Origin of the sequence: Paenibacillus brasilensis (assembly GCF_009363115.1) — a bacterium.
Taxonomy (GTDB): Bacteria; Bacillota; Bacilli; order Paenibacillales; family Paenibacillaceae; genus Paenibacillus; species Paenibacillus brasilensis.
The window spans coordinates 2,311,611-2,327,279 of sequence record NZ_CP045298.1 but is presented as its reverse complement, the minus strand read 5'-3'; the positions used below and the strand labels follow the sequence as shown (position 1 = coordinate 2,327,279).

Here is a 15,669-nt window from a genome sequence, read left to right as displayed (position 1 = left end):
CAATGCCGCTCTGTCCGTAAGCGGCATTGCCAAGGCTACGCCAACACGCGCAGCCGGCGCAGCACGGCTGCCAGCGGGCGTCCGAGCTTGGGCACCGCCACAAGCTCAGCCTCCGTGATCAGCCGCAAGCGAGCAAGGCCGATCACGAACACCACGGCGCCTGCTGCTACGCCCAGCAGGCTTTCCGCTGCTGCTGTGGCACGGCCACCAGCGGTCCAGCCCAAGGCACCCAGCACAGCGCCGGTGCCCCACGACACCGCTATTGCTGCGCAGGCTAAGGCGATCAGCAGCGCAGCCGGCTTGAATACGCTGGCGGACCAGCTTCCGCGCAGGCCCACGAGACGGGCCAGCAGCGCGATGTTGATCACCGCCGCTAGCAAATAGGCGACGGCTCCCGCAATGGCAGCTCCAGCCGTGCCTAGCTGCGGCACAAGCAGCCAGTTTAGCAGCGCCTTGGCTGCTGCTGCGGCGAGCATCGCCAGAGCTGGCGCGCGAACGGCGCCAAGCCCTTGCAGCAGCGCAGCCGAGATGATGCTGAGCGTACCGCCTACGGCGGTCAGCGCCATCCAGCGCATGATCTCGCTGCCGGTATCATCCGCGTACAGCATCACATTAACGGGTACGGCCAGCACGACCAAACCTGTCGCAGCGGCCAGACCCAGCAGCCAAAACCAGCGCAGCGATTGCTCGCACTGGCGGCGGGCCAGCTCCGTGCCGCCGGTCACCCGGGCCTCTGCCAGCGATGGGATGAACAATGCCGACAGTGTGGTGGCAAACATCATGACCAGTTGTACGAGCGGCAGACCGCGGTTATAGACACCGAAGGCCACCATAGCCGCCGTATCGTCCAAGCCCTCCTGCTTTAACAAGCGGGGGACAGTAAATGTGTCTACCAGGCTAATTAACGGAACGGCCAGCGCTCCAAGGCAAACAGGCAAGGCATAACGCAGCAATGCTTTTAGCAAAGAACCATAGCTTTCAGTAATGTGAGCTTCTCCAGCCCGTTGCTCTGCTGCTCCGGCTGCACTCTCCAGCACACCCGATACGACAGCACGACTGCCATTCTCCAAATGGCCCGTCCTTGTTTTCAGGGCGTCAGCGCGTCCAGATGCAGTCTCCTGCATGGCCCTTTGTTCTATCTTCCCATCAGGCTGCGAGGCCTGTTCAGACAGCCTCCCCTGACTTTGAAGCTTCTTCCTGTGGTTGCGCCAGAATAACAGCATGACGACCAATCCCGCTGCACCGCCAGCGGCTGAACCAAACACAGCTCCGGCTGCAATCATATCCGCACCTGCTCCTTGCGACAGCATGAGCAGCAGCAATATGATCATCACACTTACCCGTACCGCCTGCTCCGTCACTTGAGAGACAGCGGTCGGGATCATATTTTGCAAGCCTTGGAAATATCCCCTCAGCCCTGCCATCACCGGCACGAACAAAAAGGCAACCGCCGCCGCCCTCACCGAGGGTATGACATGAGCATTGTCGATCCACAGGCTGATTAGCGGCGCACACGTATACATCAGCACCCCTAGAACTAAACCAAAGATGCCCAATACAAGCGAAGATAGCCGAGCAACCCGTTGCCCTGCTGCTTGGTTTCCCACCGCCTCATACTCAGCTACAAATTTTGATATCGCTGCCGGAAATCCAGCAGCTGCAATGGTAATGAGCAGCGTATAAAAAGGATAAACCGTATTATAAATACCAAACACACCGTCGCCGCCGATATTTTGTAGCGGTATTTTTTGCAATGTGCCGATCAGCTTGCTCGCTACCGCCGCCAGTGTCAAAATGACAGCACCCCGTAGCAACCGCGAAGCGGCGCGATTTTCCTGCATTCTCCGTCTCCACTCCTACCTGAAATATGCCTCTTTCACGATTCCTATTATACTGCCTCTTCTTCCGGAAAGAAAAAAATCCCTGTACAGCGAAGACGGCTTATGCCATCCTGTACGCCATACAGGGGTGAAACGGGGTGTTACTGTTCCATTTGCTTGCCCAGGAAACCAGCGGCCGTTTCGGCCATTTTGATCTCCATTTCGGACATTTTTACATTCTCGTCCTTGTTCAGTAAAATAACCGAACCAATAGGATCGCCACCGGAAACAATGGGAGCCGTCACAAAGGACGAGATTGTTTCTTCGTGGTCACGGGTTAGCTCATAGGAGCCGCTGGTTGTTTCCAGTACAGTCTTGCGATTATCCATACTATTTTCGATAATGCTGCCGATCGGCTTGTCCAAGAACTCTTTTTTGGAGCCCCCAGCCACCGTAATAATGGTGTCGCGATCAGTAATCATCGTAATATGGCCTGTGCTTTCAAACAGGGACTCAGCATATTCTTTGGCGAAATCACCAAGCTCACCGATAGGTGAATACTTTTTCAAAATGACTTCTCCGTCACGATCCACAAAAATCTCGAGCGGATCTCCTTCACGAATTCTCAAGGTGCGGCGAATTTCCTTTGGAATAACTACACGCCCAAGATCATCAATACGGCGAACTATACCAGTAGCTTTCATTTCACATGTTGCCCCACTTTCCCAAGAAGAATTTAGTCAACTACTGACGGTATCGAAAGACGCTTCCACTCCCCCGGAAGCGGTCACGAAGAACGTCACGGTCATGGTGTTTATGGTGATATCTGACCATAGTATTCATCTGTTCCCATTTCCTTATGCATGTTCAGTTATTTACCTTCGTTTGTAGCCCCGTCTTTGGCTGTTCCTGCCTTGGTATCACTGGTGCTACCTGTTGTTCCGCTTGGTGCAGTCGTGCGGCCGGTGCCCGAAGTAGTGCCGCTTTTCTCTTGCGCGGCAGGTGCCTTCGGCAGATTGATTTTCAAATTAAGCTTGGCCAATTCTTGATCCGTAAAGTTTTGGATACTTTCCCCGGCCAGTTTGTTTTTCAGGGCAGCCTTTTCGTTGTCCTTCAATTTATCAAACGTAGGCTCATTGCGGGATTCCACTTTGATGATGTGATATCCGTATTCCGTTTCCACCGGATCACCGATTTTGTTAATCGGCTGGGTTTCGGCTGCCTTTTTAAAAGCGGGTACCCATTGTGCTACGGATGCATTTTCATACAGACCGCCATTAGAGGCAGAGCCTGGGTCTTCTGAATATTTTTTGGCAATCGTCGCAAAATCCGCTCCTCCGTCCAGCTTCGCCTTCACTTCTTTGGCCAGCTTGAGGGCATCTTCTTTTTTGCGTTCCTTCTTCGTTTTTGGATCCTGGAAATTAATCAACACATGGCGCACGGTTGCCGTCGTGAATTGATCTTTATTTTTCTCAAATTCCTGTTTCATCTGATCGTCTGTTACTTTGTTCGTTTCACTGTTGATTACGGTCATTACGCGCGTAAAGTAATCCTTCACACCTTGTTCAGTCAGCTTTTGATCACTTAAAAACTTCTTGAACTTAACTTCTCCGACCGACTTTTTATACTGCTCCAGCTGTTCGTTCCCTTCCTTGGCACCCTGTTCCTTGGACTTGTCATCCGCTTTGGCCGCCAGAAGCTTGTACACTACTTCCTGTTTTGCAATTTGCTCCCGTACCTGATCCGAAGCTAACGCAGCTTCATATTCCGGGTACAAAAATTTCATCATGCTGACTTCCTGGTTGAATTCATTCTCCGTAATGGTTCCACCCGTATAGGTCACGACAGTCTTACTGTTGTCCTTTGGACCTTCTTGGACTTTACTCTCGTCAGCCTGTTTGGTACAAGCTGCCAGCACGGATATAGCCAACAACGCTGCCATGCTTAGGGAGAGCATTCTCCAAGGTTTTCTTTTATTTAGTTGTGACATTTTGCAGTTCCTCCTTCAATGTGAATGCTTCTTTCAATGCACTCAAAAATTGCTCCAGCAGCTCTAGCAGCTGTGCATCATTTAGACCCTTACCCTTTATGCGTGCGCTCATAGAAGTGCCCTGTTCAAATTGTACACGTCTTTCAAAGCGATTGCCAATCTCGGCAAGCTTGGCAGTCTGCAGCGCCTGCTGGCGCCCTTCATGAAACTTCAACACCATATTGTCATCCCGTTGGACAATGGACTCGATGCCATACATCCGTCCATATACCTTGAGACGAGCCACAGCCAACAAATGACGCACTGCCTCCGGCAGATCGCCAAACCGATCGACCAGTTCATCCTCCAGCTCAGAAGCCTCGTCAAAGGTGCTGACTGCCGCAACCTTTTTATAAATTTCAATCTTCTGAATACTGTCATAAATATAGTCTCCCGGCAGGTAAGCATCGACGCTCAAATCAATCGACGTGCTCCAGTTCCGATTCGACAGGTCCTCTTCTCCAAGTACGCTGACTTTACGTTTATTAATCTCCTCAGCAAGCATTTGCGAGTAAAGGTCAAAACCGACGGATGCGATGAATCCATGCTGCTCTGCGCCCAGCAAGTTACCCGCTCCGCGAATGGACAGGTCGCGCATTGCAATCTTGAACCCGGAGCCCAGCTCCGTAAACTCCTTGATAGACTGAAGACGCTTCTCCGCTACTTCCGTAAGCACCTTATCCCGCTGGTACGTGAAATAAGCATAGGCGATCCGGTTAGAACGGCCTACACGGCCACGGAGCTGATACAGCTGGGACAGCCCCATTTTATCGGCATCATGCACAATGAGCGTATTCACATTCGGGATATCCACTCCGGTTTCGATAATGCTGGTGCTGACCAATACATCATATTCGCCATCCAGGAAGTCCAAAATCGTCTTCTCCAGCTCGGTTTCCGACATCTGTCCATGGCCCACACCCACCTTGGCCTCCGGCACGAGCGCGTTGATCTCTGCAGCCATTTCCTGAATGCCCTGCACACGATTGTACAGGTAGTATACCTGCCCTCCACGTGCCATCTCACGTTCAATGGCCTCGCGTACCAGCGTCTGGCTGTGCTCAACCACATAAGTCTGCACTGGAAAACGGTTCTCCGGCGGTGTCTCAATAACCGACAGGTCGCGCACACCCAGCATGGACATATGCAGCGTACGCGGAATAGGCGTAGCCGTTAACGTCAATACGTCTACATTCGTTTTCAGCTTTTTCAGCTTTTCCTTGTGTGTTACGCCAAAACGTTGCTCCTCATCAACAATCAGCAGCCCCAGATCCTTAAACACCAGATCCTGAGAGAGTAAACGGTGGGTGCCGATGACAATATCAACCGTACCTTGTCGAACTCCCTTGGTCGTCTCATTCTGCTCTTTGCGCGAGCGGAAACGGCTCAACACCTGAATGTTGAACGGATACCCGGAAAAACGTTCACGGAACGTCTCATAGTGCTGCTGTGCCAAAATCGTCGTCGGTACCAGTACCGCTACCTGTTTGCCCTCAATAGCCGCCTTAAAGGCAGCGCGAATAGCGACTTCGGTCTTGCCGTAGCCTACATCGCCGCACAGCAAACGATCCATCGGACGGCTTTGCTCCATGTCCTTCTTAATTTCTTCAATAGCCCGAACCTGGTCACGGGTCTCTTCATACGGGAACATATCCTCAAATTCCTGCTGCTCCGGCGAATCCTTTTCAAAAGCAAACCCCGGTGCTGATTGACGCTCTGCATACAGCTTGATCAAGTCATCCGCAATGTCCTGAACCGAGCTGCGCACCTTACTCTTAACTCGTGTCCACTCATTGCCGCCCAGCTTATAAATCTTGGGCTCTTTGTCCTCCGAGCCGACATACTTCTGAATCAGATCAATCTGTTCAATCGGCACAGACAGCTTATCGCCGCCCGCATAGACAATGTGCATGTAATCCTTATGGATACCGCCAACCTCCAGCGTGCCAATCCCCATGTATTTCCCGATGCCATGATTCTGGTGTACGACATAATCGCCCACCTTCAGCTCGCTGTAGCTCTTAATCCGTTCAGCGTTGTCCACATGGCGGCCCTGCTTGCGCGCTTTACGCTGCTTCTGAGAGAACATTTCGCCCTCAGTAATAACCGCCAAATGAATAGATGGCATCTCAAAGCCGCTTTGCAGATTGCCAATAGCCATCATAGGCTCATCAATACCATAGTCTTGAAGCACCCGGCGCATCCGATCCAGTCGTTCATTGCCACTTGCCAGCATCATAACCTGTGTGCCTGCCTTGTGCCAACGATCCATTTCCGCCTTAAGCACATTCATTTGGCCGTGGAAATCCTGCATGCCCCGGCAAATGAAATTCAAAATATTTTGCGGCTGGGTATGCGGAACCTGACGAAGGAAGATCGACAGGAACAGGGTCTGAAATCTCCGATTATACAGCAGATTGTCCGAGTTATCCGATAGCTCCAGTTGCGGTAGCGTTTTACCGTTTTGAAGCAAATGCAGATTCCATTCAGACTCATCCCGCTCCAGCTGCTTGGCTGTTTCCAGCATTCGTGCCGGTTCGTCAATCACCAAAATCGTATCCTCCGGCATATAATCCGCCAAGGTTTTGCCCTCAGGATACAGCAGGGAGATATATTTATAGATTTCGTCAAAATACACATGCTCCCGCAGCAGCTCAATTTCACGATGAATCTCTTCTTTCAGATGCTGCTTGGCTTGACGATCGCTCATTTTGCCCAGCTGTTCCTCCAATATAATGGCAGCAGCATCCGCCGCCTGATCCATACGCTGGTTGCTCGCAATAACTTCCTTGCACGGTGTTACGATCACGTTCTGTACCTTTTCTACTGAACGCTGATCCTGCGGATCAAACATACGGATAGAGTCAATTTCATCATCAAACAGCTCTACACGATAGCCCCAACGGGTTGTCATCGGATAGAAATCAATAATTCCCCCGCGCACACTCATCTCACCACGTGACTCTACACGCTCTACACGCTGATATCCCATTTCGACCATATGCAGCAAAAACGACTCTAGCTGAATCGTCTCGCCTTCTTTCAGCTCAATACGAGCCTCACGCCATGTTTCCGGAACCGGCAGTAAACGCCGCACACCAGAAAAAGGCACAACAACAACCCCACGGAAACCCTGGGCGCATCGTATCAATACGTCAATTCGTTGGGATAATGTCTCTGGACTGGATATCGCTGCTTCAGCAGCCACCAGTTCGTTAGCTGGGTACAGTAAAACCTGATCAGGGGAAAGCGCTTCCTGCAAATCATCTGCTATTTTTTGAGCGGAAAACATATTGTGCGTCATGACCATTAACGGTCGCCCGGTATCTTCGGCAAGCGCGGCCATCAGTATCTGCCTTGAAGAGCCTGATAAACCCGATATCAGCTGTTCCTTCATGCCTGATGATATGCCTGCTGCAATGGATGCGTAATCAGCATCCTTCGTAAAAGCCTGAATAAGTGCTTGTAACAAAAAAGGCACCCCTTTATGCTTATAAATAGTTACATGTAAACCGAAAAAGAAGCCTCAGCAATGCTGCCAAGGCTCCATAAGCGAAAAATCCGCTTCACCTCTCAAGCTGGTACATCTGACCAGTTGAATACCTGTTATTGGAGCGGATTTGCGAGCAAACTCAGCTCTGGATTATTTTCCAGCGCTTGACTGCAATGCTCGCAAATGACTTTGACAGTCACTTCGCCGCCCGAATTATACGCTATTATATCTCTACGCTCGGCAGGGGTCAAGGAATGGAAGCCCAACCTTTCTTCGGTTACTGCCGCGGAATCAATGCGTCCCAAGAAAGTTCGACAATGTCTGCATACATAATTAACAATCATGTAATGTATATGCCTCCTGAAAGTTTTCTATACCTTTCAGTATGTCCAACAATCTTCCATTTAAGCCCGTCCGCCTCTGCCTGAACTACTTATTGAATTCAGCCATCGTCCGTTCAAAAGGATGACTCAAACTATATTCCAGGGCGCTGCATGTATCCTCTATCATACCAGTCAATAAATCCTTTTCCTTCTTGGGGAATGTCCCCAGAACGTAATCGACAATAGCATGTCCAGGCTCTGGGCGGGAAATGCCCATACGAATCCGGTTGAAGGACTGTGTCCCTGTATGCTGAATGATTGATTTGATGCCGTTATGGCCGCCTGCGCTACCTTGGTAACGTAATCTTATTTTACCAACCTCTGTATCCAGATCATCGTACACGACGATCAAATCTTCGAGGTCGGCTTTATAGTAGTCCATATAAGCACGCAAAGACTCGCCTGAGAGATTCATATACGTCATTGGCTTGATCAGCACAGTTTTTACGCCGCCGATATGCCCCTCTCCAATCAACGCCTTGCATTTGCTTTGATTGATCTGAATGTTATGACGTGAGGCAAGTCCATCCAACGCCATAAACCCCACATTATGTCTCGTTTTCTCGTATTGGGGACCTGGGTTGCCCAATCCTACAATCCACTTCATTAACCATGACACCCTCTTTCGAAGTCTTTATTTTTTGGTAAAATAGTTGTATTGAACAGGAAGGTGCGTGTCGGTATGCTCAATCAGGGTGATATCCTCTTATATGACAGCCATTTTCTATATCATTTAAAACATTCCGTTCCGGTCCAGATTTATGACAGGAATGTACACATCCAGATTGGCATCATTGCGCGTTTTAATGACCATTTTGTCGAAATAGAGGACACGCTATACAATCGTCAACGCTTTACATTTATATCTCGGCCAGGCTTTTAGCCTGACATGCTGATAGGGGTTACCTTTTCCGTATGGAAAAAGCAACCCCTTTTTTTTAATGAGCCAGCGCTTATTCGATTTCAAACAGTTTGCTGATCGACAATTCTTCATGCACACGGATGATGGCTTCTCCCATTAACGGGGCCACAGACAGTACCTTCAGCTTGCTTGTCGGATTCGGGTGAACGATCGGAATAGTATCCGTCACCACCACCTCTTTTAATGGCGAATTCTCCAGTCTTTCCATCGCAGGACCGGACAGCACGGCATGTGTACAGCACGCATACACGTCTTTGACGCCGCCCTCTTTAAGCGCATTTGCGCCCAACACAATCGTTCCGGCTGTATCAATGATATCATCAATTAAAATAGCCGTTTTCCCTTCGATATTCCCGATGATGTTCATAACTTCACTGACATTTGGCTCTGGACGACGCTTATCAATAATAGCGAGCGGCGCACTCAGGAAGTCCGCCAGCTTGCGCGCACGAACAACCCCGCCATGATCGGGTGAAACGACAACCGGGTTCTCAATTTGTTTGGAACGGAAATATTGGGCCAAAATTGGTGCTCCCAGCATATGATCCACTGGAATATCAAAAAATCCCTGAATCTGCATGGCATGCAAATCCATACTGATTACGCGGTGAGCTCCCGCCTTTTCAATCAGGTTGGCTACAAGCTTCGCTGTAATCGGATCACGCGAACGGGCTTTACGATCCTGACGAGCATAACCATAATATGGCATAACTACATTGATGCTTTTCGCAGAAGCGCGTTTAAGTGCATCAATCATAACCAATAGCTCCATCAAATTATCGTTAACCGGCAGGCAAGTGGACTGTACAACATACACATGACAGCCACGTACGCTTTCCGACAGCTTAACCTGGATTTCACCATCACTAAACGATGTGGTATGGGATTCCCCCATTGGGATTCCGATGTAGTCCGCAATCTGGTGGGCTAACTTCGGATTGGAGTTACAAGTAAATATTTTGAGTTTGGAATCGCAATAAGTCATTAATAGAAACCCTCCGTGCTGGTTCATTCATTACAGATTCAACAGCTTGCTGATTAAGGTCATTCCGATCTTTTTTTCTTCGCTTTGGCACGCGCGCGGATTTTATCCGCATATCCGGCTTTGTTCTCTTGACGTGGTCTGGCAATGGCCAAATCATTATCAGGGACAGCATGTGTTACAGTGGAGCCTGCTACGACATAAGCACCTTTTCCAATCTTAATTGGGGCGATCAGATTCACATTGCTGCCAATAAAGGCATCGTCTTCAATTTCTGTAATGGATTTATTATATCCATCATAATTGACCGTTATTGCCCCGCAGCCAATATTTACATTTGTTCCCACCTTGGCATCACCGACATAGCTTAAATGAGACACCTTGGAGTGATCCCCAATGGTCGCATTCTTCACCTCAACAAAATCACCGATCTTCACATGTTCGCCAAGCTTCGCGCCTGGACGCAAATAAGCAAACGGACCTACAGACGTGCTGCTTCCCACTTCCGCTTCGTTCAACACTGAATGTTTTACCGTTGCGCCCGAATGAACAATCGTATTCTCAATCTCAGCCTGCGGGCCAATGACACAATCTTCGCCAATTTGCGTCTGACCATGCAGCCATGTGTTCGGGTACAGCACCGTATCGGAACCAATGACAACCTCGCTCCCGATGTAGGTAGACGACGGATCAATGATAGTGACACCATTCAACATGTGCTTGCGAACGATACGTTCACGCATATAACCCTCAGCCACTGACAAAGCGACTCTGTCGTTCACACCGATGGATTCGGACACATCATCTGTCAAATATGCCTCGATCTGCTCCCCACCGCCACGCAAAATACCAATGACATCTGTCAGATAGTATTCCTGCTGCGCATTGGTATTCGTTACCTTGTCCAGCGCTGCGAACAGCTTGGCATTGTCAAAACAGTACGTTCCCGTGTTGATCTCCCGAACAGCATCCTCCTCAGGTGAACAATCCTTCTGCTCCACGATTTTGAGCACAGCTCCTGAGGCGTCACGGATAACTCGTCCATATCCTTTCGGGTCATCCAGCTCAGCAGTCAGAATCGTAGCAGCCGCTCCGCGGCTTTCGTGCAATTGCACCAAGCCCTCCAGCGTTTCCGCTGTGATCAGTGGAGTATCGCCACAAATGACGATGGTCGTGCCCTTCTCCTGACCGAGCAAGTCTTTGGCCTGCTTGACGGCATGGCCTGTTCCCAATTGCTCTGCCTGAAGCGCATATTCTGCTGACGGCCCCAAGTAAGACTGTACGGCTTCTGCACCGTGGCCTACGACAACTACACTTCGGGATACCCCGATTTCACGAACCGTGTCGAGTACATGGCCAACCATCGGTTTTCCGCACACCGGATGCAGAACTTTATATAATTTGGATTTCATACGTTTTCCCTGCCCTGCGGCAAGAATGACTGCCAACCTTTCCAACAAGTCCAACCTCCTATCCTGAAAATAACAGTTACCCCTTGGCTAAAACGTTAATTCCCAGATCAGATTTTGCTTAACTTTTCACAATCCTCCTGAAAAATAACGGCGAACCTTCGGTTAATGGCTATTTTTTCAGGCCAGCTTGTGCTGGACATTCATCCCCGGGGCGCATAGCTGCCCAGTCTCTGTCTTATGAAAAAGCCGCTTCGGCAGCCCGGATGACTCCAAGTTGCCTTAAAACTGACTGTTAACTCACTAAAGAATATATCTCATTCCAGACAAAAAGAAAAGAGAGCCACAGTTAGTGGCTCTCTTTTTCTTTTATACCCCAATCCTGCTTTAGGCCAATTAAGCGCCTTCTTCAATAGCTACTTCTTCATCCACGGCTGCGCGTTCGTACTCAGTCAAAACAGCAGCCTGGATCTTCTCGCGGGTTCCTGAAGATATCGGGTGAGCGATATCGCGAAACTCTCCGTCCGGAGTTCGTTTGCTTGGCATAGCCACGAACATTCCGTTATTACCGTCGATAACTCGGATGTCATGAACAACAAACTCGTTATCAATCGTAATGGATGCAATCGCCTTCATTCTTCCCTCTGAGTTCACTCGGCGAAGTCTAACATCCGTGATCTGCATGTGTGTTTCACCACCTTTTTCCAAATAGGACTTGGTGTATTATTCCACACAGCAATTCGAATTCCTTCTTTTTTTGGACAATTCGTATCCTAAATTCAGGTAATTTTTTTGAAAAGATTTCTTTTCGACATATTTAGGTATTTTATGATGGATTGTGACAATTTACTGCCCTGATAAGTCATCAAAATAATTACCCAGCTTGACCGTAATTTGTTTGCTGCGAGAATCGACTGCCGTCAAGTTGGCCAGTGAAATATAATCGTGCAGCAGGCGCTCTTCATTCTCAACCTCGCCCGATTCTACCAGCACACCTACTCCGGCTACCTCAGCATCAAACTCAGCCAGCAAATCGACCATTCCCTGAATCGTCCCGCCCGCCTTCATAAAATCATCCACGATGAGTACACGTGACTTCTCGCGCATCGCACGTCTGGACAAAGACATCGTATGCAGGCTCTTTTGCGATCCTGAAACATAATTAATACTTACAGCCGAGCCTTCTGTCACCTGATGGTCACGCCGTACGAGAACGACTGGCAAATTGAGCTGCGCTCCCGTTGCATAGGCGAGAGGAATCCCCTTGGTCTCCACCGTCATTACCACATCAATCTGGCGATTCGCAAAAGCGGTCGCAAATATTTTACCCGCTTCGTTCATCATCGCCGGTTGACCCAGCAAATCGGACAGATAGAGATATCCCCCTGGCAATATGCGGTCAGGCTGCTCCAGTTGGGCACACAGGTCGTTCGCAAACGCAAGCGCATGTTGCCTGGAAAGCCTTGGGATGAGCTTTACGCCCCCTGCCGCTCCTGCAAGCGTCAGAAGCTCGCCAATGCCCTCATCCTCGAATACTTCCTTAATGATGGCCAGATCCTCGCTTATAGATGACTTGGCCGCCCCATAGCGATCCGCAAAATGAGTAAGAGGCACCAGCGTATGCGGCCGTGACAACAAAAATTGCGTCATTTCCACCAATCGTGAGCTTCTTTTAAGTTTCTTCACAACAATTCCTCGCGATCTATTCTCCTGCCGCCCGCTTCGTACAGCAAAGCACCGGCGGACTGGCCGGTTGCTGGCGGAATGTAAGTGGTATAGTAAAATCCGAATATTTAATAGTAAATATATCATCTTCGTACGTATTTGTACAACAATTACCACTATAATCGGCAAAAAATAATTAAAATCAGGTCAAAAGTCGTACTGCATACACATCTTTACAAAAACCTCTCAGACCGTTGTAGATCCGCGGCACTTTCGCTTCCTTCGATACCAGTCCAAACACTGTAGGCCCGCTGCCTGACATCAGCACACCATCGGCTCCCAACCGAATCATGGAGTTTTTGAGATGCTCCACCTCCGGGTAGAGCTTCAACGTTACATCCTCCAGTACGTTCCCGAGCGCATTGCACACCTCGGTAAAAGAAGCGTTCCGGATCGCATTCTCCATTTGCCGGGCAGACGGGTGGTGCGCAATCTGGTCCGCTTTGACACGTCCATACACTTCTGCAGTCGATACATTAATCGGCGGCTTGGCAAGAATCACCCAGCATTGGGGCGGATTCGGAAGCGGCTTGAGCAGTTCTCCGCGTCCGCTTGCTAAAGCTGTGCCCCCTGTAATACAGAAAGGCACATCCGAGCCCAACTCCGCACCCAGCACTCTTAATTCTGCATCCGAAATGCCAAGCCTCCACAGCTTGTTCAATCCACGCAGTGCAGCAGCGGCATCACTACTTCCCCCTGCCAATCCTGCCGCCACCGGGATATGCTTATCCAGGTGGATATGCACCCCTGTAGACACGTTATAACGTTCCTTAATCAGGCGTGCAGCCTGAAAGGCCAAATTCTTTTCATCCAACGGTATGTACCCGGCCTGGCTTGAAATAATAATGGCGTCACGCGGTAACTCGGACATCGTCAAACGATCGGACAAATCGACCATGGTCATGATCATTTCGACTTCGTGATATCCATCATTCCGCTTGTGTAAAACATCAAGCATTAAATTGATTTTCGCCGGTGCTTTTTCGTATATTTTCAAGGCGTTCACCCACCTTCAACTTTTCCCTCAAGACAGCTTAACATATTATATCAGACTCAGCGTGTCAAGTCATGAGGTTCAAAAAAGCGGAGATTACCCGGTAAAGACCGAATATCCCCGCTTTTTCATAGCACCAGCGATGATTACGATTTGCGGGAAGCCGCCTGCTCCGCAAGCTGAATGGCCCGCTTGACCATATTCCCCGCATCTTTGGCTTTAATGCCTCCCCAGCCCTCTTCCTTGACCGTATCGTAAAACCCGAGATCCTTGGCCAGCTCGTACTTCAGCTCCTCCGACATAACACTCCGTCTTCTTCGGCTCATGCATACGCCTCCTTCGGTTATGGAATAAGGAAGATCATTGCCGCCTTAGTATGTGCAGAGATGCCAAGCTTCATCCTTTCCCATATATACAAAACGGCCTCGTCATTTGGAATGACAAGGCCGCCGTTAAACCTGCAAAGCTGGTATAAATTACGTTAAACCAATTAAGGTGTTTCAAAATACTCGACTACACTTGTATGGGAGTCGGGATCATATACAGTGACTTCCACCGATTCGGTAAGAATGTCAGCATAGCTGTAGGAGACACGTTTAAACGTTTGTTGCTCCTGATCCAGCTTGACGATAAAAACAGAAGGGTACGTTTCTTCCAAGACACCAGTTCGTTCGACGGTCTTACGGCGTCCGCCGTTAGCCCGCAGCAAAATTTTTTGCCCTACATGTGCGTCGAGACTGCGTTTGATTTCCAACAGCGTATTTTTAGCCATTGCCTAACGACCACCTCTTTCCTTGTCCATTATAACGAATTTTAGAGGGATTGTCAAATCAAGCTAAATATTATAACAACACGAAAAATAAGTTGTCAATTTAAATTTTTGCGAACAGGAATAGTCTATATAAAAATGACAAAAAGCCCCTGTAAACAGAGGCCTTTTGTTCAGCAAGTTCCTATTCAGCACTAGCATGTTCAAATCCTAGATAGCGGAAGGCGTTACTTTAAGGGTCGACAAGTTTTCAAGCTTCGGCAGGCCGATGCGATAACTCCCCCTAGTTTCGATACCACCCACTCCACGGCTGCCACTGATCGTCTGGTGAAACAGATCGCCCATATTGACCGTATCACGGATTGACGTAAAGGCGGCCTTGGCAGCCACGTAAACCGGGTCCAGCGCGTGAATCAGGATCCGCCCCGGGGAACTGGCAAAGTTCGCTCCTGCACGCAGCAGCGCCTCAAAATGGGACTGGCATGCCCCTGCTACAATCGTCAGTGAATCCAGATGACGTTCATATTGTCTCGCTACCTGAATCGCCGCCACAAAATTTTGTGAGTTTTTGTAGCTTTTCAGACTGTACAAGTCATAAGGCTGCGGCTGCTTCAGTACACCATCATGTCCAGTAATGACTACGATATCCGGACGGATGCGGGGAAGCAGTCGGTACAACGTGTCGGCCATCGCCGATTCGTGAACGTGATGCCCCTCTGCGGGAACACGGAGCTGCTCATATAGGCTGAGACATTTTTTCAAGTAGTCAGGGTCTCCATCCAGATGAAGTACCTTTCCGGGCATTTCAAAGTACGTCGACTCTACTGGATCACTCCACTCCCCAATCAGTGCCGCCTGACTGCGGGCAGCTTGCCGCTGCCTTGCCTGCTGCAGCAAATTAAGAGACTCTCCAGCCTTAATATGGGCCTGCCGAGTCTTACCGCTAATCTGGTCCGCAGGCACCTTGACCAGATCGTTCACCGGGGAATCAGCCAACAGCCGAAATTCTGTCCCCTTGATGATCGCTTTATCCCGCTGGATGTCCTCGACGCGAAACGTGACATCTCCGCCATACGATTTTCGAACGACCAAGTCTCCTAAAATCATCACACTGTATCACCCCTCCTATATCGTATGGGTGAA

General features: G+C 49.5%; 15 protein-coding genes. 1 reads left to right on the top strand and 14 read right to left on the bottom strand.

Annotated features, from left to right (window positions below; all coding sequences use genetic code 11):
* Positions 1-35: 35 nt before the first annotated feature.
* The 6 genes from GCU48_RS11015 to pth form a co-directional block, all read right to left on the bottom strand.
* Positions 36-1,841 (bottom strand): putative polysaccharide biosynthesis protein, encoded by a 1,806-nt coding sequence (locus GCU48_RS11015; RefSeq protein WP_152380028.1) that lies wholly within the window; start codon positions 1,839-1,841, stop codon positions 36-38.
* A 140-nt stretch (positions 1,842-1,981) separates the two neighbouring features.
* Positions 1,982-2,524: a stage V sporulation protein T gene (gene spoVT / locus GCU48_RS11010; protein ID WP_025719013.1), complete on the bottom strand. Its 543-nt coding sequence runs from the start codon at positions 2,522-2,524 to the stop codon at positions 1,982-1,984.
* 167 nt (positions 2,525-2,691) lie between these two features.
* The gene (locus GCU48_RS11005) at positions 2,692-3,810 is read right to left on the bottom strand and encodes a peptidylprolyl isomerase (RefSeq protein WP_152380027.1); all 1,119 of its coding nucleotides are present in this window, start codon (positions 3,808-3,810) and stop codon (positions 2,692-2,694) included.
* Complete coding sequence (mfd, locus tag GCU48_RS11000; RefSeq protein ID WP_152380026.1) at positions 3,794-7,321, bottom strand: transcription-repair coupling factor; 3,528 nt, start codon at positions 7,319-7,321, stop codon at positions 3,794-3,796. The genes GCU48_RS11005 and mfd overlap by 17 nt, the downstream gene beginning before the upstream one ends.
* A gap of 134 nt (positions 7,322-7,455) precedes the next feature.
* Complete coding sequence (gene fin / locus GCU48_RS10995) at positions 7,456-7,686, bottom strand: anti-sigma-F factor Fin (RefSeq protein WP_025719019.1); 231 nt, start codon at positions 7,684-7,686, stop codon at positions 7,456-7,458.
* A gap of 85 nt (positions 7,687-7,771) precedes the next feature.
* Positions 7,772-8,332 (bottom strand): aminoacyl-tRNA hydrolase, encoded by a 561-nt coding sequence (gene pth, locus GCU48_RS10990; RefSeq protein ID WP_152380025.1) that lies wholly within the window; start codon positions 8,330-8,332, stop codon positions 7,772-7,774.
* A gap of 75 nt (positions 8,333-8,407) precedes the next feature.
* Between pth and GCU48_RS28840 the strand changes: the two genes are divergently transcribed.
* On the top strand, positions 8,408-8,608 hold the full coding sequence (locus GCU48_RS28840; protein WP_025719022.1) for a hypothetical protein: 201 nt from the start codon (positions 8,408-8,410) through the stop codon (positions 8,606-8,608).
* 70 nt (positions 8,609-8,678) lie between these two features.
* Here the strand turns inward: GCU48_RS28840 and GCU48_RS10980 are convergent, their stop codons facing one another.
* The 8 genes from GCU48_RS10980 to yabG form a co-directional block, all read right to left on the bottom strand.
* Complete coding sequence (locus tag GCU48_RS10980) at positions 8,679-9,632, bottom strand: ribose-phosphate diphosphokinase (RefSeq protein ID WP_025719025.1); 954 nt, start codon at positions 9,630-9,632, stop codon at positions 8,679-8,681.
* A 59-nt stretch (positions 9,633-9,691) separates the two neighbouring features.
* Positions 9,692-11,089, bottom strand: a complete 1,398-nt coding sequence (gene glmU / locus GCU48_RS10975) for a bifunctional UDP-N-acetylglucosamine diphosphorylase/glucosamine-1-phosphate N-acetyltransferase GlmU (RefSeq protein WP_152380024.1) — start codon at positions 11,087-11,089, stop codon at positions 9,692-9,694.
* Between the two features lie 345 nt (positions 11,090-11,434).
* Positions 11,435-11,722, bottom strand: a complete 288-nt coding sequence (spoVG, locus tag GCU48_RS10970; protein WP_007428016.1) for a septation regulator SpoVG — start codon at positions 11,720-11,722, stop codon at positions 11,435-11,437.
* A gap of 162 nt (positions 11,723-11,884) precedes the next feature.
* Positions 11,885-12,724 (bottom strand): pur operon repressor, encoded by an 840-nt coding sequence (gene purR, locus GCU48_RS10965; RefSeq protein WP_152380023.1) that lies wholly within the window; start codon positions 12,722-12,724, stop codon positions 11,885-11,887.
* Positions 12,725-12,905: 181 nt separating this feature from the next.
* Complete coding sequence (gene ispE, locus GCU48_RS10960) at positions 12,906-13,760, bottom strand: 4-(cytidine 5'-diphospho)-2-C-methyl-D-erythritol kinase (protein ID WP_152380022.1); 855 nt, start codon at positions 13,758-13,760, stop codon at positions 12,906-12,908.
* A gap of 143 nt (positions 13,761-13,903) precedes the next feature.
* Positions 13,904-14,083, bottom strand: coding sequence for a small, acid-soluble spore protein, alpha/beta type (locus tag GCU48_RS10955; RefSeq protein WP_007428013.1), 180 nt, complete (start codon positions 14,081-14,083; stop codon positions 13,904-13,906).
* A 164-nt stretch (positions 14,084-14,247) separates the two neighbouring features.
* On the bottom strand, positions 14,248-14,529 hold the full coding sequence (gene veg, locus GCU48_RS10950) for a biofilm formation stimulator Veg (protein WP_025719032.1): 282 nt from the start codon (positions 14,527-14,529) through the stop codon (positions 14,248-14,250).
* Positions 14,530-14,736: 207 nt separating this feature from the next.
* Complete coding sequence (gene yabG, locus GCU48_RS10945) at positions 14,737-15,633, bottom strand: sporulation peptidase YabG (protein WP_025719034.1); 897 nt, start codon at positions 15,631-15,633, stop codon at positions 14,737-14,739.
* Positions 15,634-15,669 lie beyond the last annotated feature (36 nt).

Excerpts from the sequence above, each read along its gene's own strand:
- spoVT (WP_025719013.1), bottom strand. The coding sequence starts at position 2,524 with ATGAAAGCTACTGGTATAGTTCGCCGTATTGATGATCTTGGGCGTGTA.
- veg (WP_025719032.1), bottom strand. The coding sequence starts at position 14,529 with ATGGCTAAAAATACGCTGTTGGAAATCAAACGCAGTCTCGACGCACAT.
- GCU48_RS28840 (WP_025719022.1), top strand. The coding sequence starts at position 8,408 with ATGCTCAATCAGGGTGATATCCTCTTATATGACAGCCATTTTCTATAT.
- fin (WP_025719019.1), bottom strand. The coding sequence starts at position 7,686 with ATGATTGTTAATTATGTATGCAGACATTGTCGAACTTTCTTGGGACGC.
- pth (WP_152380025.1), bottom strand. The coding sequence starts at position 8,332 with ATGAAGTGGATTGTAGGATTGGGCAACCCAGGTCCCCAATACGAGAAA.
- yabG (WP_025719034.1), bottom strand. The coding sequence starts at position 15,633 with ATGATTTTAGGAGACTTGGTCGTTCGAAAATCGTATGGCGGAGATGTC.
- GCU48_RS11015 (WP_152380028.1), bottom strand. The coding sequence starts at position 1,841 with ATGCAGGAAAATCGCGCCGCTTCGCGGTTGCTACGGGGTGCTGTCATT.
- spoVG (WP_007428016.1), bottom strand. The coding sequence starts at position 11,722 with ATGCAGATCACGGATGTTAGACTTCGCCGAGTGAACTCAGAGGGAAGA.
- GCU48_RS10980 (WP_025719025.1), bottom strand. The coding sequence starts at position 9,632 with ATGACTTATTGCGATTCCAAACTCAAAATATTTACTTGTAACTCCAAT.
- GCU48_RS11005 (WP_152380027.1), bottom strand. The coding sequence starts at position 3,810 with ATGTCACAACTAAATAAAAGAAAACCTTGGAGAATGCTCTCCCTAAGC.
- GCU48_RS10955 (WP_007428013.1), bottom strand. The coding sequence starts at position 14,083 with ATGAGCCGAAGAAGACGGAGTGTTATGTCGGAGGAGCTGAAGTACGAG.